The organism is Gemmatimonadota bacterium (genome assembly GCA_026706845.1).
Lineage (GTDB): Bacteria > Latescibacterota > UBA2968 > UBA2968 > UBA2968 > VXRD01.
The window spans coordinates 13,274-32,171 of the sequence record JAPOXY010000124.1; the positions used below are offsets into that span (position 1 = coordinate 13,274).

The 18,898-nt window shown below is 53.1% G+C and carries 18 protein-coding genes; 12 read left to right on the plus strand and 6 right to left on the minus strand.

Going from position 1 to position 18,898, the window contains the following annotated elements; translation table 11 throughout:
- The first annotated feature begins 12 nt into the window (after positions 1-12).
- The 12 genes from OXG87_12015 (at position 13) to OXG87_12070 (ending at position 13,109) form a co-directional block, all read left to right on the plus strand.
- Positions 13-777 carry an urease subunit beta gene (locus tag OXG87_12015; GenBank protein ID MCY3870276.1) on the plus strand — a complete coding sequence of 255 codons (765 nt, stop codon included), beginning with the start codon at positions 13-15 and terminating at the stop codon, positions 775-777.
- The gene (gene ureC, locus OXG87_12020) at positions 764-2,467 is read left to right on the plus strand and encodes an urease subunit alpha (protein ID MCY3870277.1); all 1,704 of its coding nucleotides are present in this window, start codon (positions 764-766) and stop codon (positions 2,465-2,467) included. Before OXG87_12015 ends, ureC begins: the two co-directional genes overlap by 14 nt.
- 2 nt (positions 2,468-2,469) lie before the next feature.
- On the plus strand, positions 2,470-3,138 hold the full coding sequence (locus OXG87_12025) for a hypothetical protein (GenBank protein ID MCY3870278.1): 669 nt from the start codon (positions 2,470-2,472) through the stop codon (positions 3,136-3,138).
- Between the two features lie 10 nt (positions 3,139-3,148).
- Positions 3,149-3,880, plus strand: coding sequence for an urease accessory protein UreG (ureG, locus tag OXG87_12030; GenBank protein ID MCY3870279.1), 732 nt, complete (start codon positions 3,149-3,151; stop codon positions 3,878-3,880).
- Positions 3,877-4,704 carry an urease accessory protein UreD gene (locus OXG87_12035; GenBank protein ID MCY3870280.1) on the plus strand — a complete coding sequence of 276 codons (828 nt, stop codon included), beginning with the start codon at positions 3,877-3,879 and terminating at the stop codon, positions 4,702-4,704. The genes ureG and OXG87_12035 overlap by 4 nt, the downstream gene beginning before the upstream one ends.
- A 234-nt stretch (positions 4,705-4,938) precedes the next feature.
- Positions 4,939-6,033 carry a muconate cycloisomerase gene (locus OXG87_12040; protein ID MCY3870281.1) on the plus strand — a complete coding sequence of 365 codons (1,095 nt, stop codon included), beginning with the start codon at positions 4,939-4,941 and terminating at the stop codon, positions 6,031-6,033.
- Positions 6,034-6,051: 18 nt separating this feature from the next.
- Positions 6,052-6,831 carry a phytanoyl-CoA dioxygenase family protein gene (locus OXG87_12045; protein MCY3870282.1) on the plus strand — a complete coding sequence of 260 codons (780 nt, stop codon included), beginning with the start codon at positions 6,052-6,054 and terminating at the stop codon, positions 6,829-6,831.
- Positions 6,832-6,842: 11 nt separating this feature from the next.
- The gene (locus OXG87_12050) at positions 6,843-7,676 is read left to right on the plus strand and encodes a hypothetical protein (GenBank protein ID MCY3870283.1); all 834 of its coding nucleotides are present in this window, start codon (positions 6,843-6,845) and stop codon (positions 7,674-7,676) included.
- Between the two features lie 36 nt (positions 7,677-7,712).
- A complete protein-coding gene (locus OXG87_12055; protein ID MCY3870284.1) occupies positions 7,713-8,714 on the plus strand; it encodes an Ldh family oxidoreductase in 1,002 nt (333 codons plus the stop codon).
- Between the two features lie 173 nt (positions 8,715-8,887).
- A complete protein-coding gene (locus OXG87_12060; protein MCY3870285.1) occupies positions 8,888-9,871 on the plus strand; it encodes a mannonate dehydratase in 984 nt (327 codons plus the stop codon).
- 97 nt (positions 9,872-9,968) lie between these two features.
- A complete protein-coding gene (locus tag OXG87_12065) occupies positions 9,969-11,975 on the plus strand; it encodes a hypothetical protein (protein MCY3870286.1) in 2,007 nt (668 codons plus the stop codon).
- A gap of 15 nt (positions 11,976-11,990) precedes the next feature.
- A complete protein-coding gene (locus tag OXG87_12070) occupies positions 11,991-13,109 on the plus strand; it encodes a mandelate racemase/muconate lactonizing enzyme family protein (protein ID MCY3870287.1) in 1,119 nt (372 codons plus the stop codon).
- 43 nt (positions 13,110-13,152) lie between these two features.
- On the opposite strand, the gene OXG87_12075 is transcribed toward OXG87_12070, so the two are convergent.
- The 6 genes from OXG87_12075 to OXG87_12100 all read right to left on the minus strand — a co-directional run.
- Positions 13,153-13,422, minus strand: coding sequence for a hypothetical protein (locus OXG87_12075; GenBank protein ID MCY3870288.1), 270 nt, complete (start codon positions 13,420-13,422; stop codon positions 13,153-13,155).
- Between the two features lie 327 nt (positions 13,423-13,749).
- Positions 13,750-14,919 carry a hypothetical protein gene (locus tag OXG87_12080; GenBank protein ID MCY3870289.1) on the minus strand — a complete coding sequence of 390 codons (1,170 nt, stop codon included), beginning with the start codon at positions 14,917-14,919 and terminating at the stop codon, positions 13,750-13,752.
- A 12-nt stretch (positions 14,920-14,931) separates the two neighbouring features.
- Positions 14,932-15,672, minus strand: coding sequence for a SagB/ThcOx family dehydrogenase (locus OXG87_12085; protein MCY3870290.1), 741 nt, complete (start codon positions 15,670-15,672; stop codon positions 14,932-14,934).
- Complete coding sequence (locus OXG87_12090) at positions 15,673-17,265, minus strand: hypothetical protein (GenBank protein ID MCY3870291.1); 1,593 nt, start codon at positions 17,263-17,265, stop codon at positions 15,673-15,675.
- 12 nt (positions 17,266-17,277) lie between these two features.
- Positions 17,278-17,733 carry a type I restriction enzyme HsdR N-terminal domain-containing protein gene (locus OXG87_12095; GenBank protein MCY3870292.1) on the minus strand — a complete coding sequence of 152 codons (456 nt, stop codon included), beginning with the start codon at positions 17,731-17,733 and terminating at the stop codon, positions 17,278-17,280.
- A gap of 5 nt (positions 17,734-17,738) precedes the next feature.
- On the minus strand, positions 17,739-18,898 hold a 1,160-nt coding region (locus tag OXG87_12100; protein MCY3870293.1), incomplete at its 5' end, for an ABC transporter permease.

Genomic DNA, 18,898 nt, shown 5'->3' on the forward strand with positions numbered 1-18,898 from the left:
CAGGGATTTTCCATGTATTTATCGCCTAAAGAAATTGACAAATTGATGCTTCACAACGCGGGTTTTCTCGCGCAGAAGCGGTATGCCCGAGGCTTGCGTCTCAATTATCCCGAAGCCGTGTCGCTTATCGCTGCACAGCTTCTCGAGTTTATCCGAGATGGCGAGTTTGTTGCCGCGCTTATGGATAAGGGCAAGCAGTTGCTGGGTACGGAAGATGTTTTGCCCGGTGTTCCGGATATGGTTCACGAGGTGCAGGTGGAGGGTACGTTTCCCGATGGGACGAAGCTCGTGACGGTTCACCATCCTATTTGTCGCGCAGAAGGCGATTCTGATCTCGCGTTGTACGGTTCGGGGCTTGCGCGCGTTTGCTCGCCCTGGTCGCCGGATAATGCGGTTTCTGATACGCCGGGTGCCGGGACTACGGCGGTTGATCCGATTACGCTCAATGCGGACCGGGAGACGATTTCCCTTTCTGTGACCAATACCGGCGATCGTCCGATACAGGTGGGGTCGCATTATACATTTTTTGAAGTTAATCCAGCGCTTTCGTTTGATCGCGAAAAAGCCTATGGCTTCCGTCTCGATATTCCATCTGGTACTGCCGTGCGTTTTGAACCGGGGGAAAGTAGAACGGTTGATCTCGTGGCTATTGCTGGCAACCGCACGGTTTATGGGGGGAATGGCCTTATTTCGGGGCAGATTGATGAGAATAAGGCAGAGGCTTTGCAAAGGGCGGGGGATGGTGGATTTAAGGGGATTCAAAATGTCTCAGATTGATCGAACCGCTTATGCCAGTATGTACGGTCCCACGACGGGAGACCGCGTTCAATTGGGCGATACCCATCTCGTCGTTGAGGTGGAGAGCGATTATACGATTTACGGCGATGAGTGCAAGTTTGGCGGGGGTAAGGTGCTGCGCGATGGCATGGGGCAGGCTACGGGTGTGTCGCAGGATAGGGCACTGGATCTCGTTATTACCAATGCGCTTGTGGTTGACTATACGGGGATATACAAAGCGGATGTTGGGATTAAAGACGGGCGTGTCGCCGGTATTGGCAAGGCGGGTAATCCCGATATTATGTCGGGTGTTGATTCCGATCTCATCGTGGGGGTTACGACCGAGGTTATTGCGGGCGAAGGTCATGTGCTCACTGCTGGCGCGCTTGATGTGCATGTCCATTTTATCTGTCCTCAGCAGGTTGAGGAGGCGATTGCTTCGGGTATTACGACTATGCTGGGTGGCGGTACGGGTCCGGCGACGGGTACCAATGCTACGACGTGTACACCGGGGGCGCACCACATTCGCATGATGCTGGAGTCGAGCGATGCTTTTCCCCTCAATTTTGGTTTTTTGGGCAAGGGCAATTCTTCGCTTCCACAAGGGCTTATTGAGCAGATTGAAGGGGGTGCATGCGGGCTTAAGCTCCACGAGGACTGGGGTACGACGCCTGCTGCTATTGATTCCTGTCTTTCAGTTGCAGATGAATACGATGTTCAGGTGGCGATTCATACGGATACACTCAATGAGTCGGGTTTTGTGGAGCAGAGTTGTGCGGCTTTTAAGGGGCGCACGATTCACACGTATCACACCGAGGGTGCGGGTGGGGGACATGCGCCGGATATTATGCGTCTTTGTGGCGAGGCGAATGTTTTGCCTTCTTCTACGAATCCCACGCGGCCTTTTACGGCGAATACGATTGACGAGCATCTGGATATGCTTATGGTGTGCCATCATCTGGATAAAAATATACCCGAGGATGTGGCTTTTGCCGAGAGCCGTATCCGGCAGGAGACGATTGCGGCAGAAGATATTTTGCACGATATGGGGGCGCTGTCGATTATCGCGTCCGATAGCCAGGCGATGGGGCGCGTGGGAGAGGTTATCTGCCGCACCTGGCAGACCGCCCATAAGATGCGCGAGCAGCGCGGTGCACTGCGTGGCGATCGGGGCAATGATAATGGGCGTGTGAAGCGGTATATCGCCAAGTACACGATTAATCCCGCGACGGCTCATGGTTTGAGCGATTATATCGGTTCGGTTGAGGTGGGCAAGCTCGCGGATCTGGTGCTCTGGAAGCCATCTTTTTTTGGTGCAAAACCCGAGATGGTGATTAAGGGGGGCATCATTGCGTATTCGCAGATGGGCGATCCAAATGCCTCGATTCCCACGCCGCAACCCGTGTATCCGCGTCCGATGTTCGGCGCTTATGGCAATGCCGTGGGTTCTACGTCTCTCGCTTTTGTCTCCCGGGTTTCGCTGGAGACCGTTGCGTCTTATGATTTGTCCAGGGGCGTTGTTGCGGTGTCCAATTGTCGGGATATTGGGAAGAGGGATATGAAGCTCAACGATTTTATTCCCGATATTCACATTGATCCGGAGACTTATAGCGTTACGGTCAATGGCGAGTTGCTTACCTGCGAGGCGGCGGAGAAATTGCCCCTGGCACAGCTTTATAATTTGTTTTGATTATGCTATTCGATCTTCTCACACTTGCCGATAGCAATTTCCCTACGGGTGGATATGCTTTTTCCTATGGGCTGGAGGCCACCAAACAGATGGGGTTGTTGCGGTCTTCTGATGATCTGGATGCGTATCTTCAAACGGTGATTCACGCGACGGCAAACGGTGAGATTCCGTTTATTAATACGTGTTTTAAGGGTGATTTGATTCCCGCTAATTTGACGGATATGCTGCTCGCGTACGACGCGATGCTCACGGCACCGGCGATTGTCCGCGGCAGTGAGGTGCAAGGGCGCAATTTGTTGCGGCTGATGCGCGATTTGTATTTTTCCGATGCGATGGCGCAGTTGCACGAGACGTTGCTTGCACAACCTGTGCCGGCTCATTATACGATTGTTTTTGGTACGACTTTCCGGATTGCGGGGCTTAAACGCGGGCAGACGTGTCGGATTTTTATGTATCAGTTTTTGCGCGATCAGATCAGTGCGGCTGTGCGTCTGGGGCAGATTGGTCCTCTCGAAGCTGCGCGGTTGCAAAAACATCATCACAAGACGGCGATTAATGCTGTGACTTCTGTCGCGCAGGTAGATTATACGCGTGCGACGCGCTGTGCGCCCCAGTGGGATATTGCACAGGGTATGCACGAGTATCTGTATTCGCGGTTGTTTCAGAGTTAGAGGATTTGCTATGCACGATCATCATCACCATCACGACCACGATCATTCTCACGAGCCTTTTGATTCTCCGGGTGACTTTACTTTGCGCGAGTCGGTTCTCTGCGATCGCGATTTTTCTCAGCGGGCGTTTACCGTGGGGGTTGGCGGTCCGGTGGGGACGGGGAAGACGGCGCTTGTTCGCGTGTTGTGCGAAGCGCTGCGCGATCGTTTCAGTCTCGGTGTGGTTACGAATGATATTTTTACGCGCGAGGATGCCGAGTTTCTTTTGCGTCACAAGGCGCTCGAGGCCGATCGCATTATTGGGGTTGAGACGGGCGGATGCCCGCATGCAGCTATTCGGGAGGATATTTCGCTCAATTTGAATGCGCTTGAGGATTTGATGATTCGCTTTGGATGCGATATTGATTTGCTTTTTGTGGAGAGTGGCGGCGATAATCTGGCGGCGCATTTTAGCAAGGAGTTGGTTGATTACGCGATTTATGTGATTGATGTGTCCGCTGGGGACAAGATTCCCCGAAAAGGGGGTCCGGGGATTACGCAATCGGATTTGCTGGTTATCAATAAGACCGATCTGGCCGGTCTGGTTGGCGCAGATTTGGGTGTTATGGCGCGAGATGCAAAAAGGATGCGCGGCGATGGTCCCACGCTTTTTGCCTGTCTCAAACACGGGTCTGGGCTCGACGAGATTATCGAGTATGTTCTCCAGGCGCACAGGTCTGTTCTGTCACTTCAAACGCGATGATGCTCCCTTCCCAAATTGAAGTGACCCGCAATGGCTCCCGTTCTGTTCTGACTGCCTGTCGCTCAGTAGCGCCTTTGAAGTTGCTCAATCCCGCCGCGCAGGGCGATTATTGCGCTGTTGTGCTTTCCAGTTATGGGGGCGGTATGGTGGAAGGGGATGCGACGATGCTGCGCGTGCGCTGTGGCGAAGGGGCAACTCTTTATCTGGGGACTCAGGCGTTTACCAAAGTTTATAAGAGTCCCAATGGTGTTCCGTGTAAGCAAATAACTATCGGTGAGGTGGAAGCCGGGGGCCTCGCCGTTGTTTTGCCCGATCCAGTTGTTCCATACTCGCGAAGTGTTTTTGAGCAGGAGCAGACGTGGCATCTGGTGCCTGATTCGTGTCTGGTTCTCGCCGATGGTCATACGGCTGGTCGCGTGGCTTTTGGCGAGTCTTTTGGGTATAAGAGTTACCGGTCTGATATTACTGTGCATACGGCTGATCGCCCGGTTCTGGTGGAGTGCTATTATTCCGAGCCGGGGACGTTGTCGCCAGTATATACGGGAGCGTTTGGGGCTTATGGTGTTGTTTTTAATATTTTTGTTGCGGGTGATTCCGCACGTTTTAAATATTTGGTGGAGAATTTTTCCCAAACGCTCGTTCCTTTGTTGAAATTCTCGCAGGATTCTCTTTTGCTTTCCTTTGCTTCCCCGAGGCCCGATCTTTTTGTGATACGATCCCTCGCGCAAAATGTCGAGTGTCTCCATCCTCTCTATACAGCCCTCCGCGATGCAATTGCCCATCCCAATATTCTGGGTGCAGATCCGCTGGCGCGAAAGTACTGAAGTGGTCGGCGGTTAGCCCCCCATTCGCTGTCATCGCGGCATGATTTTGAGCCGCGATCCAGAGATTTTGCCTGTTATCCAGTCCCCAGTCCTCAGTAATACTTGATATTGCCAAAAAAATGCGTTAGTTTGAGGTTAGAACACCGCAGTAAGAGCGCGATTTATGCGTCATGTGGATGACCTTTGGCGGAGTTGTACACCCCCTACTTGGCATTGACCAGAGGAGGAACTGTTATGAAGATCACGAGTGTTGATTTGACCCCCGTTGCGTCGAGACGTGAGACTGGACATTTATCCCGTCACGTTATTGTTCGCATTCACACTGATGAGGGATTGATCGGTTTGGGGGAGATGTCCGATGTGAACGACTGGAGTGTTATGTACGATCTCAATGATGTCAAGGGTGCCTACGAGTCGTTGCTCGTGGGAAAGGATCCGCTGGCGTGGCGCACGATTACCATTGAAGCGAGGTCCCGGTTCCGAATGGGTGGGGCGATTCGAGCGGGGTTTGAGATCGGTCTTTTCGATTTGGTCGGCAAGATTCAGGGGCAGTCGGTTGCGGGTGTGTTTGGCGGGGCGCTGAGGGATAAGTGGCGCGTGTGTTATCCGATTTTCAGGAATTATTCCAGGGAAGATGCCGAGGCGAATATCGCGCGGGTCAATCGCCGGATGAAGGAGGGACAGGATCTGTTTCGGCTGTATCACGGCGGCAATGTGGAGGCGGATGAGATTTTTTTGGATGGGGTGAAGTCGTCCTGGGGCGATCAGTTCGTTTTGAAGTCGCTCGATTTTAGCGGCGCGCACAAGTGGAAACGGGTTGTGCAGGCACTGGATGTTTTGTTGAGGTACTACAGGCCTTTTCATCTGGAATCCGTTTCTGACCGGAGAGATCTGGAGGGTCAATACGAGGTGCGAAAGCGAATTGATTTGCCGATTAGTGAGCACGTCAGTTCACTGGATCAGGCCTATCAGTTTGCCCGACACCGGTATGTCGATATTTTCAATATCAGTTTGTCGGGTGCGGGGGGGTTTACAAATGCGCTGCATATCGCGCAGGTGGCCGATGCGGCTGGTCTGTCGTGTCTGGTGGGTACGACGCAGGAGTTGTCTATTGGCGTGGCGGCTCAGGCGACGTTTGGTTCTGTGGTGGAGAATCTCGATTATCCGGGCGATCCAACAGGTGGGTTGCTTTACGAGAGCGATGTGGTTAAGGAGCGCATACAATACGAGAAGGGTTACGTGATTTTGCCAGAAGGTCCAGGGTTGGGTATGGAATTGGATGAGGAGAAGATCGCCGCGATTTCAGAGCCTTTGAGTTCTGTGTCTTAGAACAAGACTGGAGGGCTTATGCTGACGGAGCAAGAGGTTCATTATTTCAAGACGTTCGGATTTCTGATTTTTCGGCAGGTGTTTGATCAGGACGAGTTGAAGACGATTAACGAGGAGTTCGAGCATGCTCTGACAGCGGCGTATCGACACGCGCCTTTTGACGGTACGCGTCGGCATTGGGTGCCTATGCTGGGACCGGATACGCCCTTTTTTGCGGGTTTGCTGGAAGATCTCAGGTTTTGCAGGGTGGCAGAACAACTCTACGGGGAGGATGTGTTTGGCGTGGCTTGCGATGCCAATCGCTATGTAGGCGATACGCAGTGGCATCCGGATACGCGGAGTCCTCACCAGTATGGCGTTAAGTTCGCTTTTTATCTCAAGCCAGTGGATGCACAAAGTGGCGCGCTGCGCGTTCTGCCGGGGTCACATATATGCCCTTTTCACGATGAGTTGCGACAGGCGCGAGAAGCGTCTCGCCTGGATCTCGACGAGGTGCCGGCTTTTGTGTGTGCGTCAGAGCCGGGAGATGTGGTGGCTTTTGACCTGCGGCTCTGGCATGCGAGTCTTGGTGGTGGTGTTGATCGCCGGATGTGTACGCTTGTCTATTACAATAATCCCAGGACTGCTGAGGAAGAGCGCGTGACGCGGGAGCAGGGGAGGTCGAATGCGGATACTGCGGTCAGATTCGATCGCCCTGCAGAGCCGATCCATCCGCCGCACTGGCTGGCAAATGTCCACGGAAATCCGAGGCGCCAGCGCTGGATTGACAGAATGAGAGTGCTTGAGTTTTTAGATTAGGAGAAATTGCGATGTCTCAAACAGCGGTCTGGTCCCCTGTTGAGGGTACTGTTGATGAGATTCTCGCGCAGGTTCCGCGGCCGTTCGATGCGATGATGGCGAGCGAGATTCCCGCTGTTATCGTGCGTTGCGCGTTTCCGTCGGATCACTGTGCGGCTCTTATTGAGCGGTTTTACGAGCGCGGTTTGCTCTACGATCCGCGCAAGGTGGGTGATGGTAGTCCCCGCCGGGTTGATATTGGTACGAGTCTGGGGCACCACGGGAATGATCCAGATGCTTTTTACGAACATTCTCGCCAGACGCACGATCTTTTTTCGTATTTGTTTGACGGGTATGAGGATCCCGTGAAGACGCTGTACGATGCGCTTGCCAGGATGCTTCCGGATAAGCGGGTTATGACGGCTCGGAGCGTTGATGGTCGTCTTTACGGTCCCTCTATTTTTAGAACTTATCACGAGGGTGTGGGGCATTACCCGCATTACGATTCCGTGTCGAAGCGGTCCAAGCGCTATAATTTCACGGTTTCCCGGTTCAGACATCAGTTTGCGGGTGTGCTGTGTTTTCAGAATAGCGAGGATCGGGGGGATAGCGGCGAGGGGGTCCTGTACAGGGCGCCTATGTCGCCGGCGTTTCAACGCCCTCTGGAGGAGAGGCGGTTTCGCGAGTACGCAGAGGAGGAGGGGATTGCGCGCGTGCAGGTCAGTCTGGAACCGGGGGATCTCTACTTTTTTTATTCGGAGACGATTCACGAAGTTCCTTTTGTCGCAGGCTCTCAACCCCGCGTTGTGCTGGCGTCGTTTATCGGCATGTCTGAAGATGACCCCGAGGTTTATTTGTGGTCTTAGAGGTCGTTCTTCCACTTTTACTTTTGGATTTTTCCTATGAATCAACCTCCTGAATCATTCGTTCACGTCTATGAAAATCGCCTTCTGGATTTTGCCGTGGCTTGTTTTGAAAAGGCAGGGCTTGAGACCGATCACGCGCGGGTTATCAGTCGCCTGCTGGTCAATAGCGATCTGCGAGGTGTTCGCAGCCACGGTACGCGGACTGTGAATGGCTATTGCAAGAGTTTTGAAAATGGGAGTCTCAATCCGCGTCCCAATGTGCGGGTGATCGGTGAGACGCCGACGTGTGCTGTTATTGATGGGGATGGTACGGTGGGGTATCTCCCGATGGTGCGCGCGGCAGAGCACGCGATTCGCAAAGCGAAAGAGCTGGGTATGGGCATGGGGCTGGCGCGACATGTGGGGCATATTGGTTCGGCGGGTCATTATGCGCGGATGTGTTCCGAGGCGGGGTGTATTGGTTTTTGCGTGCAGGGCAGACAGCAGGGCAATGCAAAGAGGGATGGCAGGGGACCACTTCTCGGCTATTTTGGCAATCCTCCAATATGTTTTGCGATTCCCTCTGGCGACGAGCCTCCGATTGTTCTCGATGCGGCGACCTGTATTTTGGCGGATTACCAGCGGGGTCCGGAGTTTGAGGCTTTGTTCGAGATGATTCCGGCAGCGTTTTTTAAGAGTATTGGGTACACGGCTGTGGCTTCGATTATGGGGGGTGGGTTGGCGGGGACCGGTCTTCCGTCTTCTCATGAGATGAAGGAGAAATGGCCCTCGTCAGGTGCGGGTGGTTGTGTTCTTGCGATCCGCGTTGATCAGGCGGTTTCCGAGGAGGATTTCCGAGCTGAGTCAGATCACATGGTGAGAACGGTGCGCGAGACGTACGAGCCGATGCCGGGACATGACCGCGCGTTGCTGCCAGGTGCGATTGAAGAAGAGCGCATGGCGCTTCATCGCGCCGAGGGTATTCGCTATGGCGAGATGGAACAGGAAAACGCACGCGAGGTTAGCGCGCGCCTAAGGGTGCCGCTTCCCTGGGATTGATGGGGAAAAGATCTAATAACTAAAGCCCTATAGCTTATTGCTTGAGGGCTTTTTTTATCACAGAGCTTTTTAAATAAAAAGCCGAATCATACACATTGACATTGAGAGGATCGGAACGTATTTTGGCATCTGACGCATTATCGCAGTTCTAACTTCACAAATTGGAGGTTACCATGTATATCGGAACGCAGGTGGCTTGTCGGAACGACACGGATATCGAGATTCTCGCGCAACTCGGGGTTTTTAATGTCGATCAAACACCGGAGGGACCCTGGGCGGAGTGGAGTGCCGATGCGATTAAGTCCATGCGCGATCGGTATGATAAATATGGCATTAATTTGGAGATGATTCACATTCCGCTGGGTTCAAGCAATGCTTTCCAAAACGAAGCTGGTGCGATTTTCCTGGGTCCAAGCGACGAGCGCGACCGGGCTATTGAGCGGATGTGCGAGACGGTTAAAATGGCGGCGGAAGCGGGGTTGCGAGGGCTGAATTACAATATCACGATTTTGGGACATATGCGGACAGAGCCGCGATACGGACGCGGAGGTGCGCGGCTGTCGTCGTTTGAGTACGACAAGTTGGACCAGTCTCTGGGCGAGTTTGAAGGCGGTGCTGCGGATGAAGACGAGATGTGGGCGCGCATCGATCACTGGTTGCAGAATATTATGCCCGTGGCGGAGGAGTACAAGATTCAGATGGCGTGCCATCCCTCGGATCCGGGTATCGGATATGGGACGACGTATCGAGGGGTCGCGCGCGTGCTCGGTATGGTGGATGGTTTTAAGAAGTTTATCGATTTGTACGATAGTCCGTATAATGGATTGAATTTTTGCCTGGGCTGTATGTCCGAGAGCCTGGAAGATCCCAGTGCGGACGCCTATGATGTGATCCGTTATTTTGGAGAGCGCAAGAAGATTTTCAATGTGCATTTCCGCAATATCAAGGGTGGGCTTCACGATTTTGTCGAGGTGTTTCCCGATGAGGGCGATGTGGATATGCTCAAGGCTTTGCGGACGTTCAAAGAAGTGGGCTACGAATATATGATTATGCCCGATCACGTTCCGGGTATTTCCGGTCCCGAATCGAGGCAGGTCGGTTTTGCGTACACGTATGGATACATCCACGCGCTGATGCAAGCGGTTAATGAAGAGTAATCGTAGGGGACGGTTCCCGTATAGGGTCACTACGGGACAGGCTCCTGTGCCGTTCCCAGCAATCCCCTTATTCAGTCCACCATCAATCCCAAATTCTATGTCCGCATCTCCAGAAACGCGCCTTCCCAAATCAGAAACCGCTGAAGGCTCTTCCGTTATTACCAAACGATCCCTCCTGATTGGGCTGGGTATGGCCATGCTCATGCCCCTGTGGCCGACCTATACCAGTTTTGTGGTGAATTCAACGCGGGCTGACCATTCGCATCTTTCGATGGCGATGCTCATTCCTTTTGTGGGGCTTCTGATTCTAAACGCTTTTCTCGAGCGGCGCGGTATCGGTTTTTCTCCGACGGAATTGCTCACGGTTTGCTGTATTGGTTTTGTCGCATCTACTATGCAGGGCGAGTGGCTCACGGTGTGGTTTTTACAGATGCTGACGATGCCGGCGTATTACGCGTCGCCAGAAAACCGGTTCGATGAGCTTCTCTTGCCGTACATGCCGAGTTGGACGACGATTACCGACCGCGATGCAGTGCGCGGATTTTACGAGGGGCAAGTGCCCGGTGCAGCGTTTCCGTGGGGCGAGTGGTTTTCGGTGCTTTTCTGGTGGGGTGCGCTGATTGCGAGTATTTTGGCGATTCACCTGTGTCTGAGCGTTTTGCTGCGGAAACAGTGGATGGAATACGAGCGGCTGTCTTTTCCGGTCGCCACCGCGCTGCTGGAACTCACGGGTGTTTCCGGTACGACGGGTACGCTGAGGACGCTTGTGCGCAATCGCCTGTTTCAATGGGGGTTTGGCCTTACGTTTGCCATTATTGCGTGGAATGTGTTTACGTGGTTCACGGTCAATTTGCCGATGTTTCCGTTTTTGGCAGGGCGATATGGGCGGAATGTGATTTCGGTTGCGCCGGGCTTTCCGAGTATTGTGACCACGTTTGTGTTGCTCACGTTTTGTCTGGGGTATTTTACCAAGCTGGAGGTGCTCTTCAGCCTGTGGTTTTTCCATGTGGTTCAGATCTGTGTGGTGGGGCTGTTCAACCGCTTTGGCCTGGATTTGGGTCCGAACGATCCGTGGAGTTCGAGCCATCCGGCGATTGGCTGGATGACATTTGGGGGGATGGCCGTTTTTGTCGGCTGGGGGTTCTGGATTGCGCGGTCTCATTTTCGAGATATTTTTCGCAAGGCGTTTTTGCGCGATGAAAGTGTAGATGATTCCGAAGAGATTATGTCCTATCGCACGGCTGTCTGGCTTTTGCTGGCGTGTTGCGGTTTTGTTTTTCTCTGGCTTTGGCGCGCGGGTATGGGAGCGGAGACGATTCTCGCATGGTCATTTGCGATGCTCGTTTTGTTTGTGGGGATGTCCCGCATTGTGGTGGAGAGCGGTCTGGTCTATCTTCGGGTGCCTCTCACGGCGCCGGGGTTTACATGGCATGCCGTCGGTGTTGGGAATATGGGGCCTGCTGGCGCTTCTATTTTGACGCTTACGATGAGTCTCGTGGCGGATGGGAAGACGTTTGCGACGACGCAGATGGCGCATGTTCCGCGGTTGAGTATGGCGATGGCAAAGCGCAGCCGCAAAGCCGTGGCTCCGACTGTGCTCATCGGCTGTTTGCTCGGTGCGGCGGTGGTTATCATATTCGTCATATACCAGGGGTATTACGGTATTGGCAGTGCCAATTTTGGCCGGACGACTTTTAAGGGGATTGGATCTCTCAATGGGGCGGGTTTTAGCCGTCTGGCTGTGTCCCGAATTCAGGGCGATGTGCTGTTTACGGACTGGAATCGCTTTTTGTTTATGGGTATTGGCGGCATTTTTACAGGTACGCTCTACTTTCTGCGGTATCGCTTCCCGGGTTTTCCAATCCATCCCATTGGTTTTACGATCTGTGGCATGGTCGAGATGCAGGATAATTCTTTTAGTATTTTCCTGATGTGGGGTGTGAAGACGATTATTATGAAGTTGGGTGGTTTGGAGCGTTATCGGCGCTATGCACCCTTTTTCCTGGGGATGATTATGGGCTATATCGCGGGTGTTTTTCTGGGTGTTTTTGTCGATGTTTTCTGGTTTCCCGGAGAGGGGCACGAGATTCATTGCGATCCATGATCGCGGGGTGAGAGAATGAAGATTACAGATGTTAAGACCTATACTGCTGGGCAGGATGGCAGAAATTTTTTGTTTTGCAGGGTTTTTACGGATGAGGGGATCTATGGCGTGGGAGAGGCGACTGCATGGCCGAGTATTCAGACGGAGATTCACCACAAGGCGAGCTTGATTATTGGCGAGGATCCCTTTAATATCGAGCGGTTGTGGAGCAAGATGTTTTTGCAAACCCACGGGATGTCGGGCATTGTGGGCGCGGGTGCGATTTCGGCGATTGAGATAGCGCTGTGGGATATTAAGGGGAAGGCGTTTAATATGCCGGTCTGGCAATTGCTGGGCGGTCGGATGCGCGAGCGGTTGCGGGTGTACACGCACGCGAATACGGCCGATTGCGCCAGGGAACTCGTGGATCAGGGCTTTACCGGTCTCAAGATGGGGGGAATTGAGCACTGCATCCGCGATATTACGGCGATACGCAATGAGGTGGGGGACGATGTCGATATTATGGTCGATCTGCACGGCATGCCGTGGATGACGACGCGCGATGCGATTTCTATGGGCCGGAGGCTCGAAGAATTTGGGGTGTTTTTTTACGAGGAACCGGTCGCGCCCGAGAATGTGGAGGCGCTTGCGCGCGTGTCCGAAGCGATCAATATCCCCCTTGCTGCCGGGGAACGGCTCGCCTATATCTACGGTGCGCGCGAGCTTATTGAGCGCGAGATTGTGGATGTTATCCAGCCGGATGCCGGGCGGTTCGGGGGTCTGGCTCAGATGAAGAAGCTCGCGGGTATGGCCGAGGCACACTATATCCAGTTTGCGCCGCACGATGGGTCGCTGGGTCCGGTGGGGGAGATCGCGTCTATCCATTTGTGTGCGACGTTGCCAAATTTTTTGATCTGGGAGCACCGAACAGGCGATGTTCAGGCGCGGTATGAGGTGATGGCTCCGCAACCCGAGGTGGTCGATAGTTATATCGCAATTCCCGAGGGTCCGGGCCTGGGTGTTGATCTGGTGGATGAAGAGATCGAAAGATATGCGTGCGATCTGCTGGGCGGGCGTTCGTCCTATGCGGAGGATAATACGTATGACAGTCAGTACGTCTATGCGCGGTTCCCCCGAAAGCGCTGGTTGGGGTAAGGGAGGGGACGATTCGTGACAAATAGGGAAAAAGGGTTTACAACTACTTCAACAAAATAGCCGCCATAAGGGTAATCCAACTGCCACACATAAGGGTAACAGTACACTTTTGCCAGCTTCGCGCTTCTCGCTGGTCTTCCTCATAGCGGTTTACAAAAGACCTTTGGTCTTCCTCATAGCGGTTTACAAAAGCCCTCTGGTCTTCCTCGTAGCGGTTCACACGTTCTTGATTCTGCTCAATAAGCGTTTCCAATCTGATCAGCCGTTCCGCGTGTTGGCTTTGCCGGTCTCTTAATTCTGTAGTTTCGTTCACACATTCTCCTTTTACTTCAACACTCAAGCAAATATCAGGCCAAAAATGCGATTATCACAAAATTGAGTGATAAAAAGGTTCAAAAGAAGTTCATGCATCTCATTATGCCTTCAATATGTAGTATTGCGGTCTTGTTTACAACTTGAATTTGTGGATCGCCTGTTGAAGCGGGGATGGAGGAGCGTAGGCGTTGGCGGTGAGAGTGTATATTTTGAGCGATGGATGAGGGTTATGTTGAAAGATCTGTTCCTTCAAAAGCCTCGTTGGCAATTTGACCAACGAGGCTTTTTTGGATTCTTTAATTTGATAGACGATATTGCGCTCCGCTCAAATTTCGATCACGGTCTGCGCCTGGATTCGGTCCCAGTCGATTTTTCGCCCGAGTCCGGGCGTTTGTGGGACGTACATGTAGCCGTCTCTGACTTCTGTCGTTTCTTCGATCAAGCCAGCAAAGGCCGACGCGAGGGATCTGTCTGCGCCCGTGGGTGGCCAGGCTGAGACTTCCCACCAGTCGTCGTTTCGGACCGCGGCTACGACGTGGGGATTTCCCCCGTGGCAGTTCAGTCCAAACATTTCCGCGAGGTTGGCCAATTTCATCTGTCCGGTGATTCCGAGTCCTGTTTGGCGCACGATGTCTATGGCGCCGATTGACAGGTACGGTGCGGCGAGATAGGGGTTGCCCTGGATTGATTCCAATGCCATTACTGGAAGGTCGATTGCGTCTGACAGCCGCTTCAGGCCGTTGATGTCGAATTCCTGCAGGGGTTCTTCGATCCAGAGATAATTCAGTTCTTCGAGTCCGCGTCCGACTACGATTGCATCTTCGACGGAGTATTGTTGTACCGGGTCGTGCATGAGCACCATGTCGTCGCCTACGAGGTCCCGGATGTCTTTGGCGAGCGCGAGGTTGGTTTCCACACCGAGCATGGAGTGGTCTTTGAAGCCTTTGTATCCTTCGTCAACAGCCCGTTGGGCAGATTTTAGCGTGTCTTCGTATGGTATGCCGGTTTCGGTGAGGTAGGCGGGGACGCGATTCCGAAAGCCACCGAGCAATTTGTGGACGGGTAATTGTGCGTGAAGACCCGCCAGGTCCCAGAGGAGGGAGTCGATGAGGGCGAGCGGAATGGTGGATGCCATGTGGAAATATCGCCGCGCCATCCACATTTTGTGCCACATATACTCCCGGTCCAGCGCGTCCGTGCCTGTGATTTCCGGTTCCCACTGTACTTTGAATGTGCGCGCTGCCCATTCGAGGTCTTCCTGTGCCCAGCCTGTGGAAAAAATACCGCAGGTTTCCAGGTTTGCATCTGTGCGGATGCGAAGCAGGGTGAGGTAAGCCGGCCTTTTTGTGAGTTGAATTCCCTCGCCTTGAAAGAGTCGGTGACCAAATCGCACTTTGTGCGCGCCGGGATATTCCCGCATGGTGCGCAATGGTCGCCATTCCGGGGTTACGGGTTCGCTTTTCAGGATCAGAAAGTCGATTGCTTCAATTTTCATGGCGTTATCCTCCTATTTTCCTACTGAGCCGAAATATACGGCAAGATGTTCGACGCCGTCGAGTTTGAGCGTCCGATTTAATTCGTCGTCGTTGAATGCCGCACTGGTGCATGCGCGGCAGTTTACGGCCATGGCGCCCAGGTACAGGTTCTGTCCCACATGGCCGGCATCGAGGTGGATGTAGCGATACCCCCGGTCGCCGTAGCGCCAGGTCATTCGCGTGGCTACTGTTGTCCAGATGAATGTGGCGGCACTTGTCTGGATCAGTTCCGGTTGCAAGGTGGTGTTGGCAATTCTTTCGCCAATTTCGTCTGATTGGTCGATTATTCCCAGTTTGTGTCCCATAGATAGGTACCGGTATAACCCGCGGTCCAATCCTTCCACGTTGTTCGTTATGATATAGGTTTCAAATGCATGGCGCGCACCCGCCGATGGTACGGTGCGAAATGTTTCGCCCTGTTCAAATTCTTTTACGCCCTGTGTTGCCCAGAGTAAGTAGGTTAGCTCGTTCAGTGTGATGGGGTCGTCGAAGAATACGCGCTCGCTTTTGCGCTCGTCTATGGCCTGGCGCAGGTCGATTTGCGTTGTTTCGATCTGCGCGGGTTCGGGCAGGTCTATTGTTTCTCCCTGGTAATGCAATTCGGGCATGGGCGGTGGTTCTCTGCGCGCTTGCCCGGTTGGGCCTAAATTTTTAAACTGTGTGCGCCGCATGAATTCCGGTCCCGCTTGTGGTCGTCGTTTGCGTTTTGCCATTTAATTTTCCTCTCCGATTTGTGCGCCTATTGCTTTTACGGCTTCTATGCCCAGGCGGTCTTCGAGTTGTTTTAAGTACAGACTGCGCGGAACTACTTTTTGTCCGTGCGATTCCCAGTGTCCATCTTCGCGTTTGTACCGACCGTTTCGTTTCTCGCCGATGCAGCCGATGGCGTAATTTTGCGATGTTGGGGGTTTTTGTAAGATAAAGCTCTCTGCCTCGCAGTTCCACAATACTTTTTGCGCGCCCGCCCATCCGTGGCCAGTGCCCGAACTTTGCCGGTCCTGTACGTTGATGGCGTTGCCGTTTACGATTATGTTGTCAAATAGGGTGCAAACAGACCAGCGGTGATGGGGTCCGGTGTCGGCGTGCGCGATGTCCGCTACGCAATCTACAAATGCATTTGGTCCCGGTACGCGGGCGTGTAGTACATAATCGTGGCGCCCCCGCCGGGTATAACACCGTTGTACGAGGGATAGTTGTCCGTGGATGGGGAAGGAGTAGCGTCGCGATCCAGTGATTTTTGATACGGGGTCAAGACACTGGCTATCCTGCACGGTCATCCATTTTGCCTGGTTGCCAATGGTTACACATGCATAGCCAAAGTGAACTGAGGTGATATTGCGCGCCCACGCATTTTTTACACAGGAGAATACGACGAAGTTCCAGGCGTGGTCTTCGTCGATGTATTCGTTTTCTCGCCGAGGATCCTTTTTTTCTTTATCAAATTCCGATACGCCGCGCAAGTTTTCGATGCCGACCTTTTCAATGCGCCCGGGGTATTCGTATTTGTAAATTGATCCGCCGCCGTATTCGCGTTCTATCGCGTTGCCCATTGGCGCATCGATTGTTATCTGATTGCCTTTTATGGCTGTTATGGTGCGGTCAAAGTGAAAGTCGTAGGAGCTTGGTTTCCATTGCCTAACTCCGGGATGTTTCATTTCTATGCGGTCCATGCCTATGGCCGCGATCCACTTTGCGGTGCTGGGGCGATGTACGATGATGTCATCGCCGGGTGCAAAATTCGAAGCATCTACTATAGAAAATATTTTTGCGCCTACGGGAACATAATTATCTACAATTGCCTGTCGCGTGTTTTCTATTTCTCGCGGTCTGCGTCCCTGGCCTTTAAATTCGATCAATGTGCGCTTTCCTTTTCCCGTTGCGATCAATACTGTGCCGTTTTCATCTGCGCCCTGACCGCGGAGTACGACGCCGCTTGTCCGAATGTGCAGGGTTCCGCCTATCCGATATTTTCCGCGTTCGAGTAACAGGGTTCCGCGAAATCCATTGGCGTCCGGTGTGCGCGCAGATACGTCGTCAATTGCCGCTTGTAATCGCGCTGTGTCGTCTCCTTCGGCTTGGGGTTGAACGGTCAATACGACGGGTACATCTGGTAGTGCCACACCACCACCCATGTACCCGCAGTGCGAGAAGTCCGGGATTATGTTGCCTTTTTCGTCCGGTACATAGACCAGTCGGCCATCAGGTCCCGGGTACACTAATTTGCTGTAGTTTTCCTCTGCCCACGCGGTTGTGGCGCAGGAGAGAAATACGCACAGTACGACGATAAAGCTCAGTAGATCAATCATAGGATCTCCTTTTTATGTTATATCTCCATATCGCGGTAGTGTGTCTATGAATCGATATGCGTTGTTTTTTCGATCAATTGCACAGCAATAGTGTTGCAGGCCATTCGTCACAATGAGGTAGGTGGCCTGTACGACTGTGTTGTATCGCCCGATCTGGTCAAAGACCTGTTGGGTGATTTTTATTTCTGGGGCTTTGCATTCTGCCATTAGAAGTGCTTTTCCCTTTGCGTCATATACGAGTACATCGGCGCGACACTGCATGCCCTGAAATACAAATCCGGTTTCGATTGCGGTGCGTCCCTGCGGGTAGCCCAGTCCTTCGATCAAGTATCGCACAAAATTCTGGCGCACCCATTCTTCAGGGGTTAATACCACGTATTTTTGACGGAGGGGATCTAAGATCATTGCGCTTCCGTCGCGGTTTGCGATGTCAAATGTGGATGAGGTTGGGAAATTCAGCTTTTGCATGGTGTTTATTCCCTCAATGCCACGATGGGCGCAAGTGAGGCGGCTTTGCGGGCGGGCAAGAGGGCGAATGCGAAGCACAGGCCTACAGATGCGAGAGAGATGTATGCAAAATCAATGGCGAGCATTTTTACGGGTAGTGCCTGAATGATGTAAATTTGACCGGGGAGTTTGATCCATTCAAATGTCTGTTGCGACCAGCACAGGAGATATCCAATTGCATTGCCAAAGACGACGCCTGTCAGGCCAACGCCCAGGCCCTTGAGTGTGAAGATTTTGCCAATTGCACGCGGCGTTGCGCCCATGGCTTTTAATATGCCGATGTCGCGCTGCCTGTCGCCCACTGTCATGGTCAAGATGCTGACGATGTTGAATCCGGCTACCATTACGATGAGACACAGTACCAGGGAGCTAAACCATTTTTCCAGGCGGATGGATGCGTACAGGTTGCGGTGCGTGTCCATCCAGGTTATGACGTCAAAATCTGTTCCTGTGGGAAGGGTGGGTGCGATGCGATGTGCTTCAAATGGCTCGGCGAGTCGGATCTGGATGCCCGAGATCTGGTCTCGCCATCCCAGGTCGCGTTGTGCCGCTTCGAGCGATACAAATGCGAGTGCAGAGTCGAGTTCTTCCAGGCCCGTGTGAAATATGGCGGTTACTTTGTAGGGCCATAACTGCGGTTGTTGTCCCATTAAGACTTCTTTGGGTACCAATCCCAGCATGATTTCGGTGCCGATTACTGCGCCGAGCCGATCAGCGAGTACGCGGCCAATGGCTGTGCCATATACTTTGGCGCGTCTGGTAGTAGGCGTGATTTGATCGGGGTCGGGTGGTTGAATGTTCAGGTCGAGATCGCCTGCCCATAAGTGCGCATTCAGGTCTGTAATTTTTGCCAATTGTGTGGCTTCTATTCCCCGCACGGCTACGCCAGCTTGAATCATTTCACCGCCAGGGGGACGCCGGAGCGCAAATCCTTCGGTTGATATAAAAGGTGCTGCTGCGCGTACAGAGGCCTGTTTTTCCAGTTGTCCGATTTGTTCCCCGGTGGGCGACATGGGCTGTGCATGAGGTTTTTGTACGACGATATGCGGGCTTACGCTCAACAGGCTGTCCACCGAACCGGCCGTGGAGTTCTTCCGCGGCATCGACACGGTGGTCCTGGCCGGCG